Annotated in this window: 28 protein-coding genes; 11 read left to right on the top strand and 17 right to left on the bottom strand. The window is 66.1% G+C overall.

Annotated elements, in window-relative coordinates; all coding sequences use genetic code 11:
• Positions 1–28: 28 nt before the first annotated feature.
• The 13 genes from VXJ37_RS14780 to VXJ37_RS14720 all read right to left on the bottom strand — a co-directional run bounded on the left by VXJ37_RS14780 (position 29) and on the right by VXJ37_RS14720 (position 12,482).
• The gene (locus VXJ37_RS14780; protein ID WP_331323793.1) at positions 29–865 is read right to left on the bottom strand and encodes a hypothetical protein; all 837 of its coding nucleotides are present in this window, start codon (positions 863–865) and stop codon (positions 29–31) included.
• Positions 862–1,410: an RNA polymerase sigma factor gene (locus VXJ37_RS14775; protein WP_331323792.1), complete on the bottom strand. Its 549-nt coding sequence runs from the start codon at positions 1,408–1,410 to the stop codon at positions 862–864. Before VXJ37_RS14775 ends, VXJ37_RS14780 begins: the two co-directional genes overlap by 4 nt.
• A gap of 103 nt (positions 1,411–1,513) precedes the next feature.
• Entirely contained in the window at positions 1,514–2,161 is a 648-nt protein-coding gene (locus VXJ37_RS14770; protein WP_331323791.1) for a protein tyrosine phosphatase, read from the bottom strand.
• Between the two features lie 154 nt (positions 2,162–2,315).
• The gene (locus VXJ37_RS14765; protein ID WP_331323790.1) at positions 2,316–3,557 is read right to left on the bottom strand and encodes an MFS transporter; all 1,242 of its coding nucleotides are present in this window, start codon (positions 3,555–3,557) and stop codon (positions 2,316–2,318) included.
• A 179-nt stretch (positions 3,558–3,736) separates the two neighbouring features.
• Positions 3,737–3,925 (bottom strand): hypothetical protein, encoded by a 189-nt coding sequence (locus VXJ37_RS14760; protein ID WP_331323789.1) that lies wholly within the window; start codon positions 3,923–3,925, stop codon positions 3,737–3,739.
• The gene (locus VXJ37_RS14755) at positions 3,918–5,192 is read right to left on the bottom strand and encodes an AGE family epimerase/isomerase (protein ID WP_331323788.1); all 1,275 of its coding nucleotides are present in this window, start codon (positions 5,190–5,192) and stop codon (positions 3,918–3,920) included. Before VXJ37_RS14755 ends, VXJ37_RS14760 begins: the two co-directional genes overlap by 8 nt.
• A 37-nt stretch (positions 5,193–5,229) precedes the next feature.
• Positions 5,230–5,973 (bottom strand): sulfite exporter TauE/SafE family protein, encoded by a 744-nt coding sequence (locus VXJ37_RS14750; RefSeq protein ID WP_331323787.1) that lies wholly within the window; start codon positions 5,971–5,973, stop codon positions 5,230–5,232.
• On the bottom strand, positions 5,974–7,413 hold the full coding sequence (locus tag VXJ37_RS14745; RefSeq protein WP_331323786.1) for an NAD-dependent succinate-semialdehyde dehydrogenase: 1,440 nt from the start codon (positions 7,411–7,413) through the stop codon (positions 5,974–5,976).
• Between the two features lie 59 nt (positions 7,414–7,472).
• Positions 7,473–8,288: a carbohydrate ABC transporter permease gene (locus VXJ37_RS14740; protein WP_331323785.1), complete on the bottom strand. Its 816-nt coding sequence runs from the start codon at positions 8,286–8,288 to the stop codon at positions 7,473–7,475.
• Positions 8,289–8,292: 4 nt separating this feature from the next.
• Positions 8,293–9,249 (bottom strand): carbohydrate ABC transporter permease, encoded by a 957-nt coding sequence (locus VXJ37_RS14735; protein WP_331323784.1) that lies wholly within the window; start codon positions 9,247–9,249, stop codon positions 8,293–8,295.
• Entirely contained in the window at positions 9,246–10,535 is a 1,290-nt protein-coding gene (locus VXJ37_RS14730; RefSeq protein WP_331323783.1) for an ABC transporter substrate-binding protein, read from the bottom strand. The genes VXJ37_RS14735 and VXJ37_RS14730 overlap by 4 nt, the downstream gene beginning before the upstream one ends.
• A 111-nt stretch (positions 10,536–10,646) precedes the next feature.
• A complete protein-coding gene (locus VXJ37_RS14725) occupies positions 10,647–11,531 on the bottom strand; it encodes an aldolase (RefSeq protein ID WP_331323782.1) in 885 nt (294 codons plus the stop codon).
• A 48-nt stretch (positions 11,532–11,579) separates the two neighbouring features.
• On the bottom strand, positions 11,580–12,482 hold the full coding sequence (locus VXJ37_RS14720; protein ID WP_331323781.1) for a PfkB family carbohydrate kinase: 903 nt from the start codon (positions 12,480–12,482) through the stop codon (positions 11,580–11,582).
• A gap of 136 nt (positions 12,483–12,618) precedes the next feature.
• Here VXJ37_RS14720 and VXJ37_RS14715 point away from each other — a divergent pair, with 136 nt between their 5' ends.
• The 7 genes from VXJ37_RS14715 (at position 12,619) to VXJ37_RS14685 (ending at position 17,525) form a co-directional block, all read left to right on the top strand.
• The gene (locus tag VXJ37_RS14715) at positions 12,619–13,761 is read left to right on the top strand and encodes a Gfo/Idh/MocA family protein (RefSeq protein WP_331323780.1); all 1,143 of its coding nucleotides are present in this window, start codon (positions 12,619–12,621) and stop codon (positions 13,759–13,761) included.
• Between the two features lie 70 nt (positions 13,762–13,831).
• Positions 13,832–14,614, top strand: a complete 783-nt coding sequence (locus VXJ37_RS14710) for a DeoR/GlpR family DNA-binding transcription regulator (protein ID WP_331323779.1) — start codon at positions 13,832–13,834, stop codon at positions 14,612–14,614.
• Positions 14,611–15,528: a 2-hydroxyacid dehydrogenase gene (locus tag VXJ37_RS14705; RefSeq protein WP_331323778.1), complete on the top strand. Its 918-nt coding sequence runs from the start codon at positions 14,611–14,613 to the stop codon at positions 15,526–15,528. Before VXJ37_RS14710 ends, VXJ37_RS14705 begins: the two co-directional genes overlap by 4 nt.
• Positions 15,529–15,642: 114 nt before the next feature.
• Positions 15,643–15,987 (top strand): iron chaperone, encoded by a 345-nt coding sequence (locus VXJ37_RS14700; RefSeq protein WP_331323777.1) that lies wholly within the window; start codon positions 15,643–15,645, stop codon positions 15,985–15,987.
• Positions 15,988–16,054: 67 nt separating this feature from the next.
• Positions 16,055–16,378 (top strand): hypothetical protein, encoded by a 324-nt coding sequence (locus VXJ37_RS14695; RefSeq protein ID WP_331323776.1) that lies wholly within the window; start codon positions 16,055–16,057, stop codon positions 16,376–16,378.
• A 244-nt stretch (positions 16,379–16,622) separates the two neighbouring features.
• Positions 16,623–17,009: a VOC family protein gene (locus tag VXJ37_RS14690; protein WP_331323775.1), complete on the top strand. Its 387-nt coding sequence runs from the start codon at positions 16,623–16,625 to the stop codon at positions 17,007–17,009.
• Between the two features lie 183 nt (positions 17,010–17,192).
• A complete protein-coding gene (locus tag VXJ37_RS14685) occupies positions 17,193–17,525 on the top strand; it encodes a cupin domain-containing protein (protein WP_331323774.1) in 333 nt (110 codons plus the stop codon).
• 48 nt (positions 17,526–17,573) lie between these two features.
• Here VXJ37_RS14685 and VXJ37_RS14680 read toward each other — a convergent pair whose 3' ends face one another.
• Both VXJ37_RS14680 and VXJ37_RS14675 read right to left on the bottom strand, forming a co-directional pair.
• Positions 17,574–18,830 carry an MFS transporter gene (locus VXJ37_RS14680; RefSeq protein WP_331323773.1) on the bottom strand — a complete coding sequence of 419 codons (1,257 nt, stop codon included), beginning with the start codon at positions 18,828–18,830 and terminating at the stop codon, positions 17,574–17,576.
• Positions 18,827–19,288, bottom strand: coding sequence for a MarR family winged helix-turn-helix transcriptional regulator (locus tag VXJ37_RS14675; protein ID WP_331323772.1), 462 nt, complete (start codon positions 19,286–19,288; stop codon positions 18,827–18,829). Before VXJ37_RS14675 ends, VXJ37_RS14680 begins: the two co-directional genes overlap by 4 nt.
• A 134-nt stretch (positions 19,289–19,422) precedes the next feature.
• Here VXJ37_RS14675 and VXJ37_RS14670 point away from each other — a divergent pair, with 134 nt between their 5' ends.
• Together VXJ37_RS14670 and VXJ37_RS14665 are read left to right on the top strand one after the other, a co-directional pair.
• Positions 19,423–20,001: a DUF3592 domain-containing protein gene (locus VXJ37_RS14670; RefSeq protein ID WP_331323771.1), complete on the top strand. Its 579-nt coding sequence runs from the start codon at positions 19,423–19,425 to the stop codon at positions 19,999–20,001.
• Positions 19,994–20,596 (top strand): SOUL family heme-binding protein, encoded by a 603-nt coding sequence (locus VXJ37_RS14665; protein WP_331323770.1) that lies wholly within the window; start codon positions 19,994–19,996, stop codon positions 20,594–20,596. The genes VXJ37_RS14670 and VXJ37_RS14665 overlap by 8 nt, the downstream gene beginning before the upstream one ends.
• Positions 20,597–20,627: 31 nt before the next feature.
• Here the strand turns inward: VXJ37_RS14665 and VXJ37_RS14660 are convergent, their stop codons facing one another.
• Entirely contained in the window at positions 20,628–21,026 is a 399-nt protein-coding gene (locus tag VXJ37_RS14660) for a VOC family protein (protein ID WP_331323769.1), read from the bottom strand.
• Positions 21,027–21,307: 281 nt separating this feature from the next.
• Here VXJ37_RS14660 and VXJ37_RS14655 point away from each other — a divergent pair, with 281 nt between their 5' ends.
• Together VXJ37_RS14655 and VXJ37_RS14650 are read left to right on the top strand one after the other, a co-directional pair.
• A complete protein-coding gene (locus tag VXJ37_RS14655; RefSeq protein WP_440589817.1) occupies positions 21,308–22,657 on the top strand; it encodes a GmrSD restriction endonuclease domain-containing protein in 1,350 nt (449 codons plus the stop codon).
• Positions 22,658–22,725: 68 nt separating this feature from the next.
• Positions 22,726–23,442, top strand: a complete 717-nt coding sequence (locus VXJ37_RS14650) for a PASTA domain-containing protein (RefSeq protein WP_331323767.1) — start codon at positions 22,726–22,728, stop codon at positions 23,440–23,442.
• Positions 23,443–23,660: 218 nt separating this feature from the next.
• Here VXJ37_RS14650 and VXJ37_RS14645 read toward each other — a convergent pair.
• A partial coding sequence (locus VXJ37_RS14645) for a hypothetical protein (RefSeq protein ID WP_331323766.1) occupies positions 23,661–23,972 on the bottom strand: 312 nt, incomplete at its 5' end.

The following is a 23,972-nucleotide window of genomic DNA, read 5'->3' as shown; positions in this document are numbered from 1 at the left end:
GCCACTGCGGCCCGTCAGTGCGGGTCCCTCAGCGCTGCGGGTCCTGCTTGGTCGCTGTGGGACGCGGGGCATCGGTGGTTTGGGTGTCCGGGCGCCTGGTGGGCGTGGCCTCGCCCGGCTGTTCCTGCCTGATGGCGCCGGGTCCATCAACTTCTGCTGCGACACCCCCGGGTTGCCCTGCGGCATCCTTTCCTCCCTGCTCCGCCGGCCCGCGCGCAGCATCGGTTCCTCCGCCCGGACTCTCCGGAAAGGCCGCCGGTGCTTCCGGCCCGTCCGCTGCGCCGGGGTCCCCGCCCGCCGGTGCCGGTCCCAGCTCGGGGTGTGGCAGCGCTGGTGGCGAAGGCACCGAATGCGGTCCACCGGCCGGGGAAGGCACGACGACGGCACCAGGGCCTGGTGCATCCGCACCGGTCTGGGGAGGCGTCGCCGGGGCCCGGGTCGCCGGGTCAGGGATGGGCGGTGCCGGGGGACCTTGTGGGGTCAATGACCGGACGATAGTGCTGATGGTTCCCTCCGCACCTCGGCGGATGGTCTCGTTCCCAGCCGCAGCAGTGCCTGCCACGCCGAGCGACGCGGCCACGGCGAGGGCCGTGAGGACCGCGCGCCGCTTACTGCGCTCCGTTCCGGGTCTGTGCGGTGTCCTTGCCTGGTCCAGGGGAATGACGTCTGCTGTTGCAGGTTTCCCCATGAGGGCCAGGACCTCGACGGAGGGCGGCGGGACGTCGGCATCCCGAAGGGTCCTTAGCTGCAGCAGCACCAGCCGCAGCCCGGCATCGTCAGGGAAGCCTGCATCGGCCAGGAGTTCGTCCACGGCATGTTCGTCGTCGGGCCGGAACCCGGTGATGCCTCTGTTCATGCTCGTCATGACCGGTCTTCTTTCAAATACGGGCGCAGCTTCCGGAGCCGGCAGAGGGCCCGGTGCTGCAGCTGCTTGATTGCGCCGGGAGTCTTGCCCATGATTTCGGCTGTCGTTTCCACGGAGAGATCGGCCACAACCCTTAAAGCGATGACTTCCTGCTGGTCGGGTTGGAGTGTTTCAAGCAGTTGCCTGACGTTGGATGCCCCTTCAACTGCCAGGAGCTGGTCCTCCGCGGAGTCGCTGCAACGGGGGTCGGCATCCGGGTTGTAGTCCGTGGTGGCTGGTGCCTTGAGGCGGCGGCGATGTTCATCCACGTACCGGGCGTGCGCAATCGAAAAGAGGAGGGACCTGGCCCCCTTCATCCCGCCGCACAGTCTCCCCAGTTGAGGGTAAAGCGCCAGGAAAACCTCCTGGGTGAGCCCCTCAGGATCCTCCACGTTCCGGGAACGCAGGTAGCTCAGCACCGAAGGGGAGAATTCCCGGTAGATGGCACAAAACAGGCCCTCGTCCGGCTGTTCAGGCGCCGGGGCTTCTTCCTTGACCGTTGGCATTTGCCCCCCTGCGGCAGGTTCCCCTTGCGGGATCTCCTTGGAACAGGCGGCCGCTCCGTCGTAGTTTATTGATCCCGGAGCGGCCGCTGAACTTCGCGACAGGTTACCGCTGTCCGCCGGAGTGCCTGGTTCCGGTGCTGGACTGGTGCTCCGCGCCACCGTTGAGGGCGCCTGTTTCCTGGCCCTGCTCCTTTACCTGCTGCTGTTGCGCCTGGTGTTGCTCCGGAGCTGCGGGGGCCGCACTGCCGTTGTCGGCCTTGCCCGTGGGACCGGTGACCGTTGCGCAGTAGGAGCCGACGCCGTCCTCGCTTCCCGCAGCCCGGACCAGCGCGGTGTAAGCGGTGGAGGATGTGCCCAGGCCGCCATTGGCAAAAGCGGTGCACAGGCCGAATGCTGCAGGTCCGGTGGCGTCGGGCCCCGCAGCGGTCGACGTCGGCGCAGGATCAGCAGTCTCGGTGGGCGCCGGGTCCGGAGCTTCGGTTTCCGTCTCGGTGGGAGCCGGGTCCGGAGCATCAGTTTCGGTTTCCGAGGGAGTGGGGTCGGGGGATTCTGATTCCGTCGCCGTGGGGCTGGGCGACGGTGATTCGGTTTCGGTGGTGGCAGGCGACGGCGATTCCGTGCCTGCCACAACCGTCGGACCGTCGGGCAGTGATTCGGCCATGGCTGCCACACCCGTGCCGCCGACTGCCAGGGCACCGGCGGCCAGCACAGTCATGGCCAGTTTGTTGCCTGAAAAGGTGAAGAACGACATGAGACCCTCCGTTGACGAATTTTAAGGATTGCGATCAACTTCGCGGGATACCCCCGCACTTAATGGATCGAATCCCGCGTCATGGAGGTTACGGCTTTGTGGGAATCTTTTGACTAATTTGTCATTTTTCGTCAACCCGGCACGGGGGAGCGGGTCAGGCCGGGTCCTTGACCATGTCCTTAACGGGCCGGGGTTCCAGCCAGATCCGTTCGCGCGGGCCGGGCGGGTATGCGTACCTCTTTCCGGCAATGGTGATGACAAACGCCGCTACCACCGGAATGCCCGCCGCGGCCGGAACCAGCAGCGGGCCACCCACCACCAGCGCCGCAGAACCGTACAGCGCGCCAATGGTGATGCCCAGCTGGATGGTCAGGACCGTGAGTCCGTTGGCGGCCTCGCTGTATTCGCCGCCCGCGCGGAGGATTGCCGACTGGTTGTAGATGCCGATTGCACCCAGGCCGGCTCCCCAGACTGTCATGAGCACCAAAGCCACGATGAGGTTACCCACTGCGAAAGGCAACAGGAACATCGACGCGGCGATGGCCGCCGTCGTAAGCAGCAGTGAACGGCGCGGGCGCGAATCCACGGTGAGCCCGGCAATCCAGATGCCCAGCAGACCCGAACCGCCCAGCACCGTGAGGGAGAGGCTGGTGGCGTAGTCGGGCAGGTTCGCCTCCCGGATGAACGGCGCGATGTAGGTGAACAGGGCAAAGTGGGCCAGGACCAGCAGCGGCCAGGCGACGGCCACGGATTTCACGCCGGGCTGGCCGATTGCCTTGCGGAGGGATGGGCGGGCGGCGCCGCTGATGCGCTTGACGCGGGGGAGCAGCCAGAACGCGAGAACCGTCAGGACCACACCGAATCCGGCGAGCACCAGGAATGCCGAGCGCCAGCCAAGGAAACCGCCGAGGGCCGTTCCCACGGGCGCGCCGATGGCCAGGCCAAGACTGTTGCCGCTGAAGACGATCGCCAGGGCTTTGCCCACTTTGTCCGCAGGTACCACCCGGGAAACGAACGGCGCCATGGTGGTCCAGAGCAGGCCGTGCGCCAGGCCGCCCACCAGGCGGGCAACCATTGCCGCGGTGAAGTCCGGTGCCAGGCCCACCATCGCATTGCTGAGTGCGAAAGTCAGGACCAGCCCCACCAACAGGGCATGCCGCGGTATTTTCCCGAGCAGCCGCGCGGCGGGAACCACCGTGACCACGATGACGGCGGCGTAGGCAGCGGCAAGGTAACCGGCTACCGGTTCGGAGACGCCCAGGCCGCTGCTGATCTGGGGCAGCAGCCCGGACGGGAGGAGCTCGGTGGTGATGGCGGTAAAGGCAATGGTGGCAAGGACCACCATGGCGGCGTAGGGAAAGCGGGCAGGTTCCGGCGCTGGGATCGCGGAAGACATGGCGGAGTGATCCATTCAAGGGAAGGGGGGAAGGAATGCGGCTCTGCTCGCCTGCAATTCCTCCCTTAAATCTACCGGATGGAAGGACGTGTCACAGACGTGACACGTCCTTCCATCCCTTCCCTGCGAGACGATGTCCCAGCACAACCGCCGCGACTCCATGGCTGGCGTAAAAAGGGCTACCGCCTGCCGAAATCCGTGTCCGTGTAGGAGCCTGGCCGGCGGGAGGTGCCGTGGCAGCTGCACGTGCCCTGCACCTCGATGCGCACTGCCGCCGGGGCGCCTGCCTCGAGCCGCAGGTCCACGGATCCGGCGTCCGCGGCCGCGACGTGCAGGACTGGTTCCTGGGAGGGGGAGATGTTAGGCATTTCGGTTCTTTCCTGAGTCAAGGTTGGCGTTGATCCCTGCGTCCAGCAGGCCTGCCGCTACCGCCGGGGCCAGCCCGGGCGCCAGCGGCAGGCGTGGTACCACCAAGCAGTGCCAGAGGTGGTAGATGTCGGCTTTGCCCGACCATACGGTGGAGCTGACATTTCCGTTCTCGTCGAGTTCCTGCTTCCAGGACCCGTGCTCGTAGTCGATGAACCAGTCCCGGGCGTGGTCCCAGATCCGCTCGTACCAGTCCGCATACGTCTTCTCCCCGGTGGCGATATACAAGGCCGCCGCGCCTCCGATCGCCTCTGCAGGCACCCACCGGATGCGGGTGGTGACCACCGGCTTGCCTTCCCAGTCCACGGTGTACACGAATCCGGGATGGCCGTCCGGCTGCCAGGCGTCGCGGATGGCGGCGTCGAACAGGCCCCGCGCGTCCTCCAGCAGCCAGGCAGGGACGTCCAGGCCGCGGGATTCGAGCCCTGCCCGGAGGTGGAGCAGCAGGCGTGCCCACTCGACCCAGTGTCCGGGAGTCCCGCCGTAGGCCCGGAACTGGCTGGCACGGTCGTCCGTGTTGTACTCCGGCATCGGGTTCCACTCGGGGTCGAAGTGCTCGAACACCCGGTAGTCGTTGTTGCGCGCGAAGTTGTGGATGAGCACCTCGGCGATGTGCAGGGCCCGATCCAGCCACCGGTTTTCCCCGGTGACATCGGCGACGATGAGGTATGCCTCCACCGAGTGCATGCTGGCGTTGCCGCCGCGGTACGCCTCGGTCTCGGTGAACTCCCGGTTCCACGAGTCGAAGCACATGTTGGCCTCATGGTCCCAGAATTTCGTGTCGGAAATGCGCAGCGCCTCAGCCAGCAGTTCCCGTGCTCCCGGGCGCCCGGCGGCAACGGCGCTCGCGGCAGCCAGGAGCACGAAGGAGTGCTGGTAGCCGGATTTGGTGTCGTTCACCGGTCCGTTCTGGTCCACCTCGGCGTACCAGCCGCCGAACTCGTCGTCGTGGAGGGCCCCGTTGAGGGCCGCGATGCCGTGGTCCACCAGCGTCCCGGCGCCGGGCCGTCCCATCAGGGCGGCAACGGCAAAACTGTGGGTCATCCGCGCGGTGATCCACAAGTGGGTTGGTTTGTCGGCGAACACCTTGCCGTAGTTGTCCAGCCAGCCGAAGCCGGTGGGGACTTTGGAAGCCTCGGCGAAACGGATCAGCCGGTCCGTTTCCGCTTCAAGCCATCGTGCGTGGGCCGCACTGTCGAGCCACGTCATGTTTAGTTCCTCTCTCAGGTGCAGGTGAAATGTCGGTTCAGGCAACGGCGTCGGATATGCCGCGGATGATGGTGGCTGCCGCCCCCAGGTAGGCCAGGATGATCAGGAGAAACTGCGCTGCCCGGGCCGGGACGTGCTTGGAGGCGAGGTCGCCCAGGACCAGGCCGGCCAGGCAGGCGACGGCGACGGCCAGCCACATCGCCAAGGGCAGCACGGGGAAGGTCGCGGGAGCCGTGATCGCTTTCGAGATCAGCGAGAACGTTCCGATGGTGAAGAAGTACGGCTGCATGGTGGCCGCGAAAGACTTGTGCTGCCACCGGGTGGCGATGGAGTACATGCTGACCGCCGGACCGCCCACGCCCGCCGCTGTGTTCATGAAGCCGCTGAGGCCGCCTGCGGTCAACAGGTAGCGGCGGCGCTGGGGCAGTGTGGCGGACTTAAGGACCAGCAGGACGGTCAGCCCGACGGCGAGGATCACCCCGATGGAGATCTCCAGTACAGGTGCCGGAATGAGCCGGATCAGGATGGCTGCCGGAATGATGCCCAGCAGCGCCGAGGCCGCAAGGGCTGCGTAGCGCTTCCAATCGATGTCCTTCACCACCCGGAAGATGATGGCCCCCGCCGTCACCGCGCCGCACACGTTCACCAGCACCACCCCTTCCACCGGACCCAGGAGCAGGACCAGGAAAGGGGCGGCGACCAGGGCGAACCCCATGCCGGTGACGCGCTGCATCCCGGCGCCCATGACGACGGCGGCCAATACCAGCCCGGTGGTCAGCACTTATGGCCTCCAGGCCACGTACTGGACCTCCTCGAACTCTTCGAGGCCCAGGCTTGATCCTTCCCTGCCCAGGCCTGATTGCTTGGCGCCGCCCATGGGGGCGAAGGCAACAGACGGCAGCGGGTCATTCACGCCCACGATGCCGGCCTCAAGCCGCTCGGGGATCTCCCAGCCACGCTTGGGGTTGCTGCTCCATACATAAGCGGCCAGCCCCATCTCGGTGTCGTTTGCCTTCCGGACGGCTTCGTCCTCCGAGGAGAACGTCACGACGCCGGCCGCCGGACCGAAAACTTCCTCGGTCACCAGGAGTGCATCGTCGGGGACGTCGGTGAGCAGGGTGGGTGCCATGAAGGCTCCTTCGCCCGGCACGGAGGTCCGCTGGGTGACCCGGCGGGCGCCACGCTCCAGGGCGTCATCCACCAGTGCCTGGACAGCGGATACCCTTTCGGCGTCAATGACGGGACCGAGATCCGGGACGGGCGCGCCGCCGTCGGGAACCCCGTGGCCGATGCTCATGGCATCAAACCGGGCACCCAGTTTCTGTGCGAACTCCTCCGCGACGGTGTCCTGGACCAGGAAGCGGTTGGCCGCCACGCAGGACTGGCCCGTGTTGCGGAGCCGGCCCAGGATGGCGCCCTCGACGGCGGCGTCCAGGTCGGCGTCCTCGAAGACGATGAAGGGCGCGTTGCCGCCCAGCTCCAGCAGGGGCCGGACCACACGCTCCGAGGCGGATGCCATGATCTGCCGGCCGACCCCCGTGGAGCCGGTGAAGCTGACGGCGCGCACCGCCGGGTGGGACATCAGGGCGCCGGTGACCTCGCGGGACGGTCCGTGGACCAGGTTGACCACACCGGCGGGGAACCCGGCGTCGTGCAGGACCTCGAACAGCCCGGTGGCGGCCAGCGGGGCCTTCTCGGACACCCTGCCCACCACGGTGCAGCCGGCGGCGAGCATCGCGGCGAGCTTCCGGGCCTGGATGGAAACCGGAAAGTTCCAGGGCGTCAGGCTGAGGGCCACGCCGAGGGGCTTGCGGCTGCTGAGATGGCGCCGGCCCTGCAGTTCAGGCGGGCTGATGGTGCCGGTGGCGCGGCGGGCCTCCTCGGCGAACCATCGGAAGTACTCCACCGAGAAGTCCACCTCGCCCTGCGCTTCGGGGAGCCGCTTGCCCGCCTCGAGCGCCAGGGTATGGGCGAGTTCATCGCGACGTTCGGCCAGGAGGTCGGCGGCGCCGCGCAGCAGGTCGGCACGGTGGCGGGCAGTGGTGCGGGACCAGGCGCCGAACGCTTCGGCGGCCGCGTCCGCGGCCTTGGTGGCATCCGCGGCGGAGCCCCAGGCCACCTCGCCCACGGTGCTGCCGTTGCCCGGATCAGTCACGTCCCTGGCGGTTCCGGCACTGTGCCAGGAGCCGTTGACAAGGTGCCGGGCTGATTTGAGATTCATGGATATTGCCTTTCGTTGGGCTGGGATGGCACCGACGGTGCCGCCCGTCGTCGTCGTGCTCATCCCTTGCTTGCACCCGCCGTGATGCCGGCCACGAAGTAGCGCTGCAGGAAGACGTAGGCCACCACCACGGGCAGGGACGCCAGGATCACGCCGGCAAACAGCAGCGGGTAGTTGGTCTGGAACTCGCCCTGGAAGCTCAGCAGCGCCAGCGGCAGGGTCCGGTTCCCGGGGGTCTGGATGAACAGCAGCGGGTAGAGGAGTTCGTTCCAGTGGATGACGAACAGGAAGATGGCGGCCGCGGCGATGGACGGTGCGGACAACGGCAGGGCGATGGAGGAATAGGTCTTCCACGGCCCGCTGCCATCAATCGAGGAGGCTTCGTAGAGCTCCTTGGGCAGCGTCCGCATGAACCCGCCCAGGATAAAGACGGCGATGGGAAGCGTGGACACCACGTTGGCCAGGATCAGGCCGGCCAGGTTGTCCAGCAGGCCCAGCCGGCCGAACAGTACGTACAGCGGCACCATGTTGGCCTGCGCCGGGATGGCCATGCCCAGCACCAGGAAGCCGAAGATGGCCCAGGCCATGAACCCTTTCAGGCGGGAGACCGCGTACCCGGCCAAGCTGGCCAGGAACAGGGTGAGCGGGACGGAGATGCCGGTGACGATCACGCTGTTCAGGAAGGACGAGCCCAGGTTCTGGCCGCCCACCACTTCGGTGAAGTTGTCAGGGGCGAGGGAGTGCGGCAGGCTGAACGGCCCGGCGAACAGTTCCTGCGTGGATTTGAAACTGCCGAAGGCCACCACGGTCAGCGGAATAATGATGATGACCGCGTAGATGGCCAGGATGGCGCGGCGGCTTACTGAGGCGAGCATGCTGCTAGTCCCCCTTCGGGGTCAGCCGGAGCAGTCGGCGCTGAAGCCACGTGACCAGGGCGATCATCGCCATGAAGATGATCGACTGGGCGGCGGCGTAGCCGAACTCCGAGTTGGCAAAGGTGCTGTAGATGCGGGTGGACAGTATGTCCAGCGCGGCCTTGGGCGGGTTGCCCGCGATGCCGAGGATGAGGTCGAAGGCCTTGAACGACTGCACAGTGGTGTAGGCCACCACGATGGACGTGGCGGGAGCCACGAACGGCCAGGTGATGGACTTGAACTGCTGCCACTTGTTGGCACCGTCCATCTCCGCCGCTTCGTAGAGTTCCTTGGGGATGGCCTGCAGCCCCGCGATGTAGACCACCATCATCTGGCCCGAGTGGAACCAGACCTGGGTGACGGCCACCCAGTACAGGGCCTGGGCGTCGTTGCCAAGGTAGGCGCCGCCGTCCACCCCCACAGTCCTGAGGACTGTGTTGGCAAGGCCGAAGTTGGGGTCGTAGATGAACTTCCAGATGAAGGCCACCGACACCGAGGACAGGATGGTGGGAAAGAAGAACAGGGCGCGCAGCAGGATGCTGCCCCGCGAGTTCTTGGTCAGCAGCAGCGCCAGGACCAGGGAGAACGCAGTCTGGGCGATCACCACCAGGAGCACGAACTTCAGGTTGTTGGTCAGGGCGTTGGTGAACAGCGAGTCCTTGGTGAACGCCCGGATGAAGTTGTCCAGGCCCACGTAGTTGAACGCGGCCGAGAAGCCGTTCCAGTCCGTGATGGCGTACTGGAAGGCCTGCAGCGTGGGCATCACCAGGAAGAAGGCGATGACGGCGACGGCGGGCAGCGGGAACAGGTACAGTGCCGGATTCACCCTGGTGGGGGAGCGGCGCCGCACCTTGGCGGCGCCCGCGGACGCCTGGCCTTCCGGCGCCTTGCGCTTGGCGGCGGTTCCGGGATGGATGCTCATAGCCGTTCGTCAACAATCTTCTGGGCGGCAGCGGCTGCCTGCTCCGGGCTGGTGCCGGAGATGACGGCCGTGGCACTGGCCTCCACCGCGTTGCGGACATCAAGGTTGTTGAACTGGAACCGGGCGGCGAGCGCCGTCTTCTTCTGCAGCCAGGGGCTCAGCCGCTTCAGGTCAGGGTTGGTGTACTCCACCTTGTCCACGGAGACGTGCTGGGCGGTCTGGTTGGCGTAGTAGCCGGCGTTCTCGGGCTCGGACAGGAAATCGATCCAGGCCGCTGCGGCGGCCTGGTTCTTGCTGGCCGAGTTGACGCCCAGGATGAAGGTGGCGTTGTAGGCACCCTCGTACTTGCCCTTGCCGTCGGAGGTGGTGTTGGGGAACACCAGGTCGATAGGGAACTTGGCTCCCAGGCTCCGGACTGCCGCCAGGTGGTACGAACCGGTGGCCAGCATGGCGGCCTTGCCCTGGGAGAACAGGTTCTGCGCGGGCTCAACCGCGGTGCCGGTGGCGTTGGGCTGCACGAAAGGCTTCAGGTCCTTGTACTGGTTGAGCATCTTGATGAACCAGTCATCGGTGCACTTGAGCTTGCCCTGTTCGATCTGGGCGCACATGTCGTCGACGGGGGCATTGTTGGCGATCATGCAGTTGAACAGCTGGCCGCCGTTTCCAACATCGCCGCCCGGCCAGGAGATGGGGATGACCCCGGCAGCAGCGAGCTTTTCGCACATGCCCAGGAAGGCGTCCCAGTTCTTCGGGGCCACGTCCGCGCCGGCCTTGTCGAACAAATCCAGGTTTGCCATGGGCATGGGGAACACCACCTGGTAGGGCAGCCCCAGCTGGCTGTCGCCGTTCTGGCCGGCGGACAGGAGCCCCTTCTGGTAGTTCTTCACCGCCTGGCTGTCCTTGAGGTCGGTGTAGATCCCCGCTTCGGTGAAGTTCTTGAACTGTGCGCCGCGGAAGGTGGCGAACGCGTCGCCGATGGAGCCGCCGCGCAGCTTCTGCAGGGCCTGGGCGTTGTAGTCGTTGGAGGTGGAGATGTCCTGGGCCACCTCGACGCCGTCGTGCTTTGCAGTGAAGCGCTTGATGAGTTCGTCGAACACGGCCTTGTCCTCGCCGCGCCAGTGGGCGAAGGACACCTTGCCGGTCACGGCTCCGGTGGAAGGCGCAGCCGGTCCGGTGGCCCCTCCGGGTTTGGTGGAACCGCCGGGTCCGGCGCACGCTGCCGCAGCGGCTCCGAAGCCCATGGCCCCGAGAAGGGCGACTGCCTGCCTGCGTGAAATCTGACTCACAATAATCTCCTCGTTGAGTGTTTGCTGTGCCTTGCTTGCTTACTGCGTTGCTTGCTTACTGCTGGAAAGGGGCCGGGGCCCCGTGAGGGTGCTGTGGCGCTGCAGGAGTGCCTAGGCGTTGGTCCTTTGGGCGGACACCACGTCGTCCACCACGGCGCAGAGGCGCTGCAGCCGGCGGACGGCATCGGTGGACAGGGATTCGACGACGTCGGGCGCCCCGATGCAGGAGGCCCAGACCGCGCGTCCGGAGAGGAAGCCGCTGGCGCCTTCCAGGCAGGCCCACCGGACAGCGTCGGGGAAGACGTCCTCGGGAACACCGGAGGAGAGGACCACCCAGGGACCGTCAATGGCTTTGGTCAGTTCGGCGCAGGCGGCGCGGACCTCTTCCTCGGATGCCTGGCCCTTGAAGGGGACCTCGGCCTTGTAGAGGTCGGCGCCCAGGCTGCCGAGTTCCTTGGCGGCGGCCAGGATGCCGGCGTTCCAGTCGAAGTCACCGCCGGCCAGGGGCTTGCGGGAGACGGGTTCAATGATGCTGATCAGCCCGGCGGACCGGCAGCTCTCCACGAACTCACGGACCATGGCCACGCGTCCCTCCGCGGCCTCGTCCGGGCGGTAGAGCACCAGCAGCTTGAGGGCCTTGACGCCAAGCGCCTTGTACTTGTGCGGGTCCACCAGGCGGTCGATGGTCACCTCGCCCACCAGCTCGCCGTGCGCGGACTCGAAGTGGTCTGCGGAGGCGATCAGCCCGCAGCCGGGGTCCACCACGCCGGCTTCGATGGCCTGGTCGAGGGCGAACTGGCGGTCGATCAGGATGCCGGACGCATAGGGAGTGAGGATCCGCGCGGCCTGGAGCTTGAAGTCGCGCAGGTCCTGGTCGGTGACGGGCTGGTCGGTGTGCTCGGCGAACATGTTCCGCATGGCTTCGCGCTGGTCGACGGCCAGCATGGCAAAGGCGCCTGAGGGGCGTTGGAGGGAGGAAAGGTCTGTGGTGCTCACGGGCTGCTTCTTTCAGTGGTCAGTTGGAGCTGTTCAGCGGGAAGCTGTTCAGTTGGATGCAGGGACGAGATTGATGGTTTGGCGCGGGATGGCGGAGCGGCCGTCGAGGCCGCCGCAGGAGGCGGCGGCGGTGCGGCCGGCGAACGCGGCGGCCTCCACGAGGGGAAGGCCGGCTGCGACGGCGGCGAGCAGGGCGCCGTGGTACACATCGCCGGCGCCGAGGGTGGAGACGATGGTGGCAGCCGAGGCAGGGACGTGGACCGCCTGGCCGCCGCGTTCCAGAACCCACGCCCCGTCCGAGCCGGCGGTGGCGACGACGGCGGAAGCGCCGTCGTCGAGCGCTTTGCCCAGGAGGGCCTCGGGGGAGTGGCCGGCGCCGTACTCTGCCTGAAGCCGTTCGATGGTGGGCACGTACAGCGCGACGCCAAGCGGGCTGAAGGCGGGAATCGGATTGCCGGCGTCAACGCTGACGTGGACGTTCCGGGGGCGGTTGGCCGCCGTAGCCACGGCGTTCCAGCCAAGGTGGTCCGTGTGGACCCATGCCGCCGACTCCAGCAGCTCGAAAAAGCGGCTGCCGGCGGGAAAGCTGACCGGCGGCACCGGGCGGGTAACGATGGCCCGGCTTTCGGTGGCCCTGCTGACGATGATCACGCTGGCGCCGGTTTTGACGCCGGCGTCCCTGACCACGGCGGACGTGTCCACGCCCTCGGCCTCAAGTCCGTGGATGATGCGGTCACCTTCCTCATCGGTGCCCAGGACGCCCGCAAAGGCTGTCCTTGCCCCTGCCCGGGCCGCCGCCACGGCTGCGGTTGCCGCCGGGCCGCCACCCGCCGTCGCAAAATCCGTGGCAACCGTGCGGCTGTCCGCGGCCGGGTAATCCTGCACCAGGGCAATGGAGTCAAGAGTGGCGCATCCTACGAAGAGCAGGGTTCCGGTTGTCGGTTGGGGCACGATCCACCTCGTTGTAGTTCCGGCTGGTACTGAAGAAATATACACACGCTATGTTGGAAAAACAACACTTTCTGTATAGTTGTGTTTGGGAAGCAACGCCGCGGCCCCCACTCAACGTAGAGAAACGGAGCAGTTCATGTCATTGCCTACTGCGGAACCAGTACGGACAATCCGGTACGGCCTGATCGGAGCCGGCCACATGGCCCGTGAACACGTCAGGAACCTTGCCCTGATCCCTGGAAGCAGGATCACCGCAGTCTCGGATCCCACGCCGTCGTCCCTGGAGGAGACTGCCAAGGAGATCGGCTATGAGGTGCAGACCTTTTCCACCCACAACGAACTGCTGGCCTCCGGCCTGGTCGATGCGCTGGTCATCGCCAGCCCCAACGACACGCACCTTGGAATCCTGAAGGACATCTTCGCCAGCGGAACCAACCTGCCCGTGCTCGTGGAAAAGCCCGTGTGCACCAGTGCGGAGCAGGCTGATGAGCTGGAAACCCTCGCCGCCACCTACCCGGCGCCCGTGTGGGTGGCCATGGAATACCGGTACATGCCGCCCGTACAGGAAATCATCAGGGCAGCGCATGGCGGCAAGCTCGGCAACATCCACATGCTCTCCATCGTGGAACACCGGTTCCCGTTCCTGCACAAGGTGGACGCCTGGAACCGTTTCGCCGAACGGACGGGTGGAACCCTGGTGGAAAAGTGCTGCCACTTCTTCGACTTGATGCGGCTGATCCTGCAGGACGAACCCGTCCGCGTCTACGCCAGCGGCGGGCACGATGTGAACCACATGGACGAGGTGTATGACGGCCGGGTATCTGACATGGTGGACAACGCCTACGTGATTGTCGACTTCAAGGGCGGCCGCCGCGCCATGCTGGAACTGTCCATGTTCGCCGAGGGCTCCAAGTTCCAGGAACGGATCTCCATTGTGGGGGACGCGGCCAAGATCGAGACCCTCATCCCCGTGGCCGCCAACCACTGGATCCCGGGCGACGAGGCTGAAGCCACTGTGGAATTCAGCCCGCGTTCTCCGCTGGGCCCTGAAAAGCACGAGGTACCGGTGGATGAGGCGGTCCTCGCAGCAGGGGCCCACCACGGTTCCACCTACTACGAACACCTGGGCTACCGGAAGGCCATCCTGGGCGAAGGACCGGTGGAAGTGACCGTCGCGGACGGGCTGCAGTCGGTGCGCATGGGCCTCGCCGCCGAACGTTCCATTAAGGAAGGACGCCCCGTGGAGCTTGCCGATGCCGCCATCGGGGTACGTTCGTAAGAAGATACATGTTGGAATTGCAACATCCCGCCAGGCGCCTGCCCGGCCTATTGGGGAGGGAGAACGGCCTATGGGTACCGCACAAAAGGAAGGGCCGCTGACGCCCCGTCAGCAGACCATCCTGGATGAGCTGGGCCGGAGGGGGTTCATTTCCACGAACGATCTGGCCGTGAGGTTCTCCGTCTCTGACATGACGGTCCGGCGTGACACCCGGGTCCTGTCCAAGCGCGGGCTGGCCCGGGTGGTCCACGGCGGAGTCAGCGCCGTGGACGGCCACGGCCAGAGTGCGGACTTTGCCGCAAGGGTCCGGGAGGATGCCGACGCAAAGCTCCGGGTGGCCCGCGCCTGCGTGTCGCTGGTCGGCGAGCGTGACGCCATCATCCTGGATGCCGGCACCACCACCTACCAGATCGCACAGCAACTGCCCACGTCCTTCACCGGCACCATCATCACGCACTCCGTGCCCGCCCTCCAGCGCTGCCTTCAGCTGACGGCGGCACGGACCATCTGCCTGGGCGGGGAGCTGCTGCTGGACAGCCAGGCCTTCAACGGCCCCATGACCGTCGGTGCCGCCGCCGGCCTGCGGGCCAAGACAGCGTTCATCGGCGTATCCGGTATCCACGACGAGGCGTTCTACATCGAGCGGGACGTGGAGCGGGCCACTAAGATCGCCCTTATGAATTCGGCAGAACAGGTGGTGGTGGTGGCAACCCACCAGAAGATGCTGCGGTACGCGCTCGCGCGGTTGGCGGCTTTCGACGCGGTGGACATCCTGGTGACTGATGCGCCGCCGCCACGCGAAATCGAAAACGCCCTGAGCGCCGCCAACGTGAAGCTGATGGTCGCCGCATGAGCGCCCGCCTCCGCGTGTGCCTGCCCTCCCAGGACCTGCTGGACGCACTTGCGCCCATGGACGGCGTCGAATTTGTCCTCTGGGACCTTGCGGGGCCTGCGCCGGAGGGCCGGCTGGACCTGCTGGTGCCCGGGTACATGGGCAAGCCCACGGCGCTTGCCGCACTGGAAGGCGTGGACGTGGGCCTGGTGCAAAGCCAGTCCATCGGGTACGACGGCGTCGCCTCGGTTTTGCCCGAAGGCGTCACCTTCGCCAACGCGGCGGGAGTCCATGAGACGTCCACGGCGGAGCTCGCTGTGGGCATGATGGTGGCGTCCCAGCGCGGGATCCCTGACTTTGTCCGGAACCAGGAGACGGGGATGTGGGACAACAGCCAGCGCCCCAGCCTGGCCGACCGGCGGGTGCTCCTGGTGGGCTACGGGGGAGTGGGCAAGGCCATCGAGGCCCGGCTGCTGCCGTTCGAAACCGAGGTCACCCGGATGGCCAGCCGTGCCCGGGAGGACGGAGGCGGAACCATCTACGGGATCGACTCGCTGTATGAGCAGCTGCCGCTGCACGAGATCGTGGTGGTCAGTGTTCCCTTGAGCGAACAGACTGAACGGCTGGTGGACGCCAAGTTCCTGGCCGCCATGCCGGACGGTGCCCTGCTGGTGAACGTGGCCCGCGGGCCGGTGGCCGACACGGACGCCCTGCTCGCCGAGACGTCAAGCGGCCGGCTTCGGGCTGCCCTGGACGTGACGGACCCGGAGCCACTGCCGGCCGGCCACCCGCTGTGGACCGCTCCCGGCGTTCTCATCACCCCGCACGTCGGCGGTGCCAGCTCCGCCATGTTCCCCCGCATGGTGCGCCTGCTCAGGAAGCAGATCGGGCTCCTGCAGGAGGGCAGGGACCCTGTGAATGTAGTCCTCCCTTAACGGCAGCAGTTCCCGGGCCTATGCTGGGCGCATGTCCACATTCGAGGGCCGCAGCAGCGCCGTCATGCCCGTGTCCACGGATGGGCCTGCAGCGAGCAAAAGCCGGGGTTCCTGATGGGAGTTGTGGATGATGCGCTGGCCGCGCTGGATGAACCGGACCGCAGCTGCCTCCAGCGCGTGGTGCAGATCGCACGGTCCCTCGCTCCCGATGCCACGGAGGGCATGAGCTACGGCATGCCTGCCCTGAAGCTGGACGGCAAGCCCCTGGTCGCCGCCGTGGCCGCCGCCAGGCACCTTTCCGTCTTCCCGTTTTCCTCCGCAGTGGTGGAAGCGGTTGCTGGCCGACTGGAGGGTTACTCCCTGTCCAAGGGAACCATCCGCTTTACCGCCGGCCATCCTGTGCCGGACGACGTGGTGGCGGACGTGATCCGCCTGCGGATGGCGGAAATCCGGAAGTAGGCATTCGCTCGCACCAGTGGGACTTATGGTCCTTCCGGTTCCGCGTGCCCCTCCCTAGCCTGATGGAATGGCTGACACTCTTGCATCCCTGGCGGACTCGTTCAAGAACATGGGCGTCGCCCGTGCGTACGGCACCCCGGTGAACCTGGGCGGGGAGGAAATCGTGCCCGTGGCGCTGGTGTCGTTCGGCTTCGGTGGCGGCACGGAGTCGGAAGAGGGCCCCTCGGGCGGAGGAGGGGGCGGCTTCGTTGTCCCCCTCGGGATATACCGCACGGTTAACGGCCGCCCCGCCTTCCGCCCTAACACCATCGCCGCCCTGGTATGCCTGGTTCCGCTGGTATCCGCAGCCGGGGCAGCGGTGCGTAAGGCAGTCCGCGCGGCCCGGAAATAGCGGCCCGAAACGGCAGCGCGGGGGCAAAAAAATACCCTATTCCGCCGCGTGGGTTTCAGTCCCATAATGTCCTCGTAGACTTCGGGAACCCCGCGTCGATGGCTGCTGCCACGGCGGCAGGCGGGGTTCCGGGTGGCCGCCCCGGCAGTCGGCGGGAAGGACGGACACGTGGCCCGGCGGGGGACGGCCGGACTGTTTTCGGGGGAGAGCGTCGCCATCACAATCGCACAGGGAGTTGCTTGTCATGCTCAAAGATATGGAAGTCATGGCCGTTTTGCCCGCCAAGGACATCGACCGGGCCAAGGATTTTTACCGGGACAAATTGGGGTTTGAGCCCGAGCGGACGATGGCCGACGGCGGCCTTGTCTACCGGTGCGGAAAGGGGACATCGTTCCTGATCTACCAGACGGACAACGCCGGCTCGGCCAAGAACACCCAAATTGGCTGGGCCACCGATGACGTTCAGCGGGACGTGGATGAACTGCGCGCCCGGGGCGTCGTTTTCGAAGACTACGACATGCCGGGGCTGAAGACCGAGAACGGCATCGCAACGATGGAAGGTTACGGCCAGGCGGCCTGGTTCCTGGACAGCGAGGGCAACATCCTCAACATCTCCTCGATGCAGTCTTGACGCCCGGGCCCGCAGTTGCAGGCCCGGCAACAGAAATACGACGCCGGCGCCGCGCCGCCCGAAGCACCCGCAGGATGGGTGCGTGGCAGCGGCGGGCCGGCGCCGCCGTCGTTCAGCGGCCAGTTCATCAGTGGCCAGTTCAGAATGGCCCGGAGTTAGGGGGAAGCGGTAGGCGTGGAAGAGGTGGCGGCGGAGACGAAGGGCGTCTCTGTGGAGTTGCTGGCAACCGTAGACCTTGCCGGTGAAATCGACGGCATGGACGGGCGGCAACTGCGGATGCGGCTGGTGACCATCGAGCCGGGCGGAGTGTTCGGACCGCTGCATGACCATGTGGGCCGTCCCGGAACGGTCTACATCCTGCAGGGAACCATCACCGACCACCGCGATGGCGTGGCCACCGAGTACGGGCCCGGGGTGGGGTGGCCGGAGGACCGCAACACCCTGCACTGGCTGGAGAACCGCGGAACGGTCCCGGCCGTCGAGGTCTCGGTGGACATCGTCACCAAGCCGGCGTAAACCGTTCCCGCAGGGCTGCCCTGTAAAGGAGGAGCCCGCGTGGCCTTCTCAGACCGCGGGCTCGCGCCTGCCAAGGGCGATCCGGACCGCACCCCGGAGGGTAAGCCGGTTCCGCCGGGTCACTGCAACCACGGCGGCGACGCCCGCCAGCAGCACCACGATTCCGCCCGCCGCGACCGCCCACCGGGCGCCGAACTGGCTGCCTATCCACCCCACCAGCGGTGAACCCACGGCGGTCCCACCCTGGAGGATGGCCAGGTACAGGGCCAGGACGCGGCCGCGGAACTGCGGCTCCACGGACAGCTGGATGCTGGTGTTGCAGCTGTTCAGGAAGGTGATGGACGCCAGGCCCACGGGAACCAGGACGGCGGCGTAAACCCAGAATGTCGGCGCGATGCTGCCAAGGACCGTGAAGATCCCAAGGCCCAGCGCTCCGCCCAGCAGGAACCGCAGCCGCGGGCCGGACCGGCGCGCCGCGAGGAGGGCGCCGCCCAGGGTCCCTACGGCCATGATTGAGCCGAGGAGGCCGAATTCGCTCGGTCCCATGCTGAACTCTGTGGTGGCCATCAGCGAATTGATGACGGGGAAGTTCATGCCGAACGCGCCCAGGATGCCCACCAGGACCATGATCAGCATCAGGTCAGGCCTCCTGCGCACATACCTGATACCTTCGGCGACCTGGTGCTTGTTCCGGGCGCCCTTCGCCGCTGGGGCGGCCTGGGTGATGCGGATCCTGAACAGCGAGACCAGGACGGCGGCAAAGCTCGCGGCGTTCAGCAGGAACACCGGGCCGGTGCCCACCCAGGCGATGAGCACGCCGGCGATGGCGGGGCCCGTGAGCCTGGCGGTGTTGAAGGACGCCGAGTTCAGCGCCACCGCATTGGAAATGTTGTCCTGGCCCACCAGTTCGGACACAAAGGCCTGCCGGGCGGGCGCGTCCACGGCGCTCGCAATTCCCAGGCAGAAGGCCGCCACATAGGCGTGCCACAGTTGGGCTGTGCCGGTGACTACCAGGAGCCCGATGGCAAGGCCCGTAAACCCCATTGCCAGCTGCGTCCACATGAGGATGATGCGCTTGCGGTAACGGTCCGCCAGCACTCCGCCGTAGGGGCCGAACAGCAGCATGGGCAGGAACTGCAGTCCCGTGGTAAGTCCGACGGCGGCACCCGAGTGGTCGGTGAGGACGGTCAGGACCAGCCAGTCCTGGGCCACGCGCTGCATCCAGGTGCCGATGTTGGAGACAATCGCGCCGCTGGCCCAGATGCGGTAGTTGGGGTTTTCGAGGGCCCGGAACATTGCGCTCATTTGCCGCTCATTTCCTGCATGATGCTGGCGGCGCGGCTGAGGACAAGCCGGTCTTCCTCACTCAAGCCCGCAACACGCTGGGCCAGCCAGGCGGTCCGCTGGCTCCGTGCCTCTGCCAGGACTGTCCTGCCTGCATCGGTGATGTCCACGCGGACCTGGCGGCCGTCGTCGGGATTGGTGCTCCTGGTGACGAAGCCCTGGTCCGCCAGCGCGTTGACGATCCTGGTCATGGACGGCGCCTGGACATGCTCGCTTTCGGCGAGGGCCCGGAGCGTGCTGGGTCCGCTGCCGTTCAGGAGGGCCAGGACGGTGTACTGGCCGGGGGTGATGATCTCGCCGGTGGCTTCGACCCGGAGCCGGCGCGAGGTTCGCATGACGGCGGTGCGGAGATCGATGGCGAGGGTGTCCGGAGCGGTGGGATCTGCGGTTGGCTGGTTCTTCGTTGGAGTAGGGGACATGTAAGCGGGTGCGCCTCCTGCGTGCTTTTCTTAGCACTGCTAATTAGTTCTGCTAACTATTGTGTCCGAAATGCTTGCCTATGGCAACGGACCTGCGTGTGGCTTTGGCGACAGGCTCAGGCAGAATAGGGGACGTGACTGGGGGCGGAACTGACGGCAAGCGCAAATCCAAGCTGACCTGGAAGGGGAAACTCAACCTGGTAATTACCGTCCTGGTCCTGTGCCTCGGCCCGGTCTTCATCGGAGTGGGCAGCTTCATGATCAACGCGGACGAGGAGCTGGGCCGTACGGGTTTCCAGGCCACCGGGACGATCGTCCATTTCGACGACGTCACCAAATCTTCCAACCGCCGCATCCAGGTCGATTTCACGGCCGCCGACGGCTCAGCCCACCGCACCTTCGCGGCGGTGGATTACGACCAGCACCCAGTGGTGGGCGACGAGGCAACGGTTGTCTATGCCGACAATGACCCCGGCCGGGCGATAGTTCTCGGCTACCAGAGTGACGGCGTGGAGCTGCGCGGTTTAGGCGTTGTCCTGACAGTAATCTTCGGCGTGCTGGGCCTCCTGTTCGTCATTGTGGTTGGCAGCGCTGTGCTGCGCGCAAGGGCCGGAAGCGGAACACCAAGGGAGCGGTCTGAGCGCGGCAGGGGCGGGACTTCCGGGTCTGGCTGTGCGGGGAGGACGGGCGTAGGCTCTCACCACCATGACTGAACAGCAGCCTTACGAGTTGGTCCGGCGCTATCCGCACTTTGAACTCCGCCGGTACCCGGAGTACGTTGTGGCCGAAGTGACCGTGACTGCGGGTTTCGACCGCGCCGGCAATGCCGCCTTCCGGCATCTCTTCAATTACATCAGCGGCAACAATACAGCCCGGCAGAAGCTGGCCATGACCGCTCCCGTGCTCCAGGAGACGGGGCCCCAAAAGCTGGCCATGACCACCCCCGTGCTACAAAGCGGGCCGCTGGACGGTCCCGGGAAGCCGGGGGAATTCACGGTGGCCTTCGTCCTCCCCGCCGGCGTGACCGCCGAAACCGCGCCCGTTCCCACTGATCCCGAAGTCAGGGTGCGCGCCGTGCCGGGCTCCCTTGCCGCAGTGATGGGTTTCTCGGGCGGCGGCTCTGCGTCCGCTTTCGAGCGGCACACCAATGGCCTGCAGGCCGCGCTCACCCTTGCCGGGCTGACCGCGGTGGGACCGCCCAGGTTCGCGCGCTTCGACCCTCCGTTCAAGCCGTGGTTCCTGCGTCATAACGAAGTGGTCCAGGACGTTGCCGAACCCGCGCCGGGAGAAGCTGTGCCGGGCCCCTGAGCCTGGGCGACGGCCCATCACCTTTGGTGGCTCATCCTGACGTTTTGTGCGCGTCCCGGATGTGTTGCTGCGTCTGGCCCTGGATGACCCAGCGGTTGCCGTCCGGATCACTGAAGTAGGCAAACAGGACGCCGCCCAGGTCCTGCACCTCGCTGATGTCCGCGCCGCGGCTGGTCAGTTCACTGTGGACCTCAGCGATGTCCGGGACCACCAGCTGCAATCCCTCCAGGCTTCCGGGCGTCATAGTGGTCATCCCCGTGCCGATGACCACCGACGTGGCAGACCCCGGGGGAGTCAGCTGGACCACCCGCATCCCCGGGATGTGCTCCACATCGTGGTCGAGCACGAATCCCAGCTTGTCCGTGTAGAAGGCTTTCGCCCTGTCGACGTCCGAAACCGGGATTTGGACAACTTCGAGTCGCATTTGCATGCGCCACACTTTATCTTGGCGTTGCACCGTGCGGAATGGACCCGCCCCTTCTCCCAGGGGATTAGTTGCCGGTCAATTGTTAAGCCACTGGGAGTAATTGCGACCCATTTCCTCAAGGTCCCATCAAGACTGGCTGAGGGTTAGCTGAAGATCCGGCGCCCCGGGCCAGAAGCCTCTGGCCGCCGCATAGGCTCGTCCGCGACGAGTCTTGCCGGGCTTAGCAGCAGGCCCGGCAAATGCGGGGGCACCGTCATCCGGCGCCCCTTTTAAATGGGGAAAAATTGTCCGACTACCAAACCCTCAGGGGTTCCTTTTCGTCTGCGCCGAAGCCGCCGCGGAAACCTCGTACTTCCACATTCGTGGTGGGCTTTATCACCGCGTTGTTCATGCTCTTGGGCGGATTGAGCAGCGGGATTGGAGGTGCCTTGGTCTTCCTTGGCATCGCGGCCGCGCTCACCGGTCTCTACGTCCTTCTCACTGGACGGCGCTCATGGGCGTGGCTTCCTGCTAAACGGAAGGCCGGCGCCGTCGCGATCGCGGCCTCCCTGGTCCTGATCGCAGGCGGCGCTTCCGCAGTGCCGCACGTTGCCACTGCGGACCTTGAAGCTGCTTCCTCCGAAAGCACGCCGAAATCCCCGTCCGCAATAGCGAGCCCAACCGTGACGGCCCAGGCGTCGCCGTCGTCCACTCCCACTGCCCAGGACTCGGGTGAACCCCTGGATCCGGACAGTCCCAATTCTTTGGCTGCGGGCGTCACCGCAACCGCGCCGAACGCGCAACCGGCCTACGCAACGAAAGCCATGGATCTGCTCGCCGCCCTTCCCATCAAGGGCCGGGCGCCAAAAACGGGCTATGACCGGGCGCAGTTTGGCCAGGCATGGGCAGACGTGGACCGAAACGGCTGCGATACCCGCAATGACATTCTTAAGCGGGACCTCACCGCGATCACGTACACCAACAGCGTGCCGTGCAAAGTGCAGTCCGGCACCTTGGCGGATCCCTACACCGGGACCACCATCAGTTTTGTCCGCGGCGCGGCCACCAGCACAGCGGTGCAGATCGACCACGTGGTGGCGCTGAGCGATGCATGGCAGAAGGGTGCGCAGCAGCTGACTGCCGAGCAGCGGACGGCGTTTGCGAATGACCCACTGAACCTGCAGGCCACGGATGGCCCCACCAACCAGCAAAAGGGCGACGGCGACGCTGCCACCTGGCTGCCCCCGAACAAGGGTTTCCGGTGCGAGTACGTAGCGCGCCAGATCTCCGTCAAGGCCACCTATGGGCTGTGGGTCACCCAGGCCGAGCACGACGCGATGGCCCGGATCCTTGGCGATTGTTCCGGCCAGCTGGCTCCGACAAACCAGCAGGCTCCGGTTGTTGCCGCGCCGGCACCCGCGGCTCCAGCCCCGGCACCGGTTGCTCCGGCTCCTGCCGTTGTCGCTCCGGCTCCGGCACCTGTCGCGCCGGCACCGGCTCCGGTTGCGCCCGCGCCCGTTGCTCCCGCACCTGCTGCTGTCTACTACGCCAACTGCACGGCCGCGAGGGCAGCCGGAGCTGCCCCGATTTACGCCGGCCAACCAGGCTACCGGTCAGCGCTGGACCGTGACTCGGACGGCATCGCCTGCGAGTAGGCGGCTTCCGCCCGGCATCGCCCGGGCCCAATGTTTACCACCATCACATGCATTCCTAGGGGGAATTTATGAAAGAACAGTTCAGTCCTGCCGCCGGCAGGTTAAAGAAGACGCTGGCCCTGGCAGTTCTGGCCGGGCTCATGCTGACCGGTTGCGGCGGCAAGCAAGCTGCGACGCAGCCCACAGCAACTGCAACGGCAACCTCTGTTTCGGCAACGACAGAGATGGTCACGGTCCCGGGCGTTGTAAACCTGACGCTGGATAAGGCAACGGATCAGCTGGAAAAGCTCGGGTTCAAGGTAGAAGCCGCGGACACGGCCCACGGCAAGTCAATCGACATAAAGAAGAACTGGCAGGTGGTCTCCCAGGATCCTGCCTCCGGTGCACAGGCGCCGAAGGGATCCCCCGTGCGCCTGGGCGTCAAGAGCCTCGACGACCTGGCTGCGGAGAAAGCTGCTGCGGACAAGGCAGCAGCGGACAAGGCTGCAGCCGAGAAGACCGCTGCTGCAGCAAAGGCCGCAGCAGACAAGGCAGCAGCGGATAAAGCCGCTGCTGACCAGGCGGCTGCTGCCAAGGCTGCCGCGGACCAGGCGGCTGCCGATCAGGCAGCACAGGCGGCCGCTGCCCAGCAAGCGCCTCAGGCTCCTGTCGACGTTCCTGCTGCGCCCGCGGCCCCTGCCGGTGGTGGCGCTACAGCCTTGTGCGTGGATGGCACATTGTCCTACTCCGCAACTCACCAAGGCACCTGTTCACACCACAAGGGCGTTGCGGTCTGGTACAAGTAGTGAAAATCAGCAGAAGGCCTGCCACTGGGTGGCAGGCCTTCTCGCTAGTCAACAAAAGATGCTGTTTGTTGGACGGTGGTATCCCTCCGGCCGGCAGAAAATATTGCTTGTCCTGCACACTCTCGTTTGCCGCGGTGAAACGTGAGGCAGCCCACGTCTGGTGATGGCGGCGGCGAAACTCCTAGCGCTCCGATTTGTGCCCGTTCTGCCCCGGATTTTCAGGGATCTGTCGGCGGACGAGCCCGGTTTGCGGTGGGGGCGGGGTGCGTGTATTGTTTTCTAAGTCGCCGCGGGGGAGACATTGAAGAACTGTTGACCGGGCGGCCAAAAACCCCCAAATCAAAGCCATTTTCTGGTTGCTCTTTAGGGCGCTGGAATTGGGTTGGGGCGGTCTTCTTGCTGATGGAAATCCTGGTTGATGGATTTGCGTTGGGGTGGGGGATCGGGTAACTTTGAAAAGTTGCTCCGGAGCGATCCTGAACGAGAGTTTGGGTGGTGCCGGGTGTGTCTGTTGTTTGAGAACTCAATAG

The sequence above is a fragment of the Pseudarthrobacter phenanthrenivorans genome (genome assembly GCF_036455295.1).
Taxonomy (GTDB): domain Bacteria; phylum Actinomycetota; class Actinomycetes; order Actinomycetales; family Micrococcaceae; genus Arthrobacter; species Arthrobacter phenanthrenivorans_C.
This window is presented reverse-complemented; position numbering and strand designations above follow the sequence as displayed.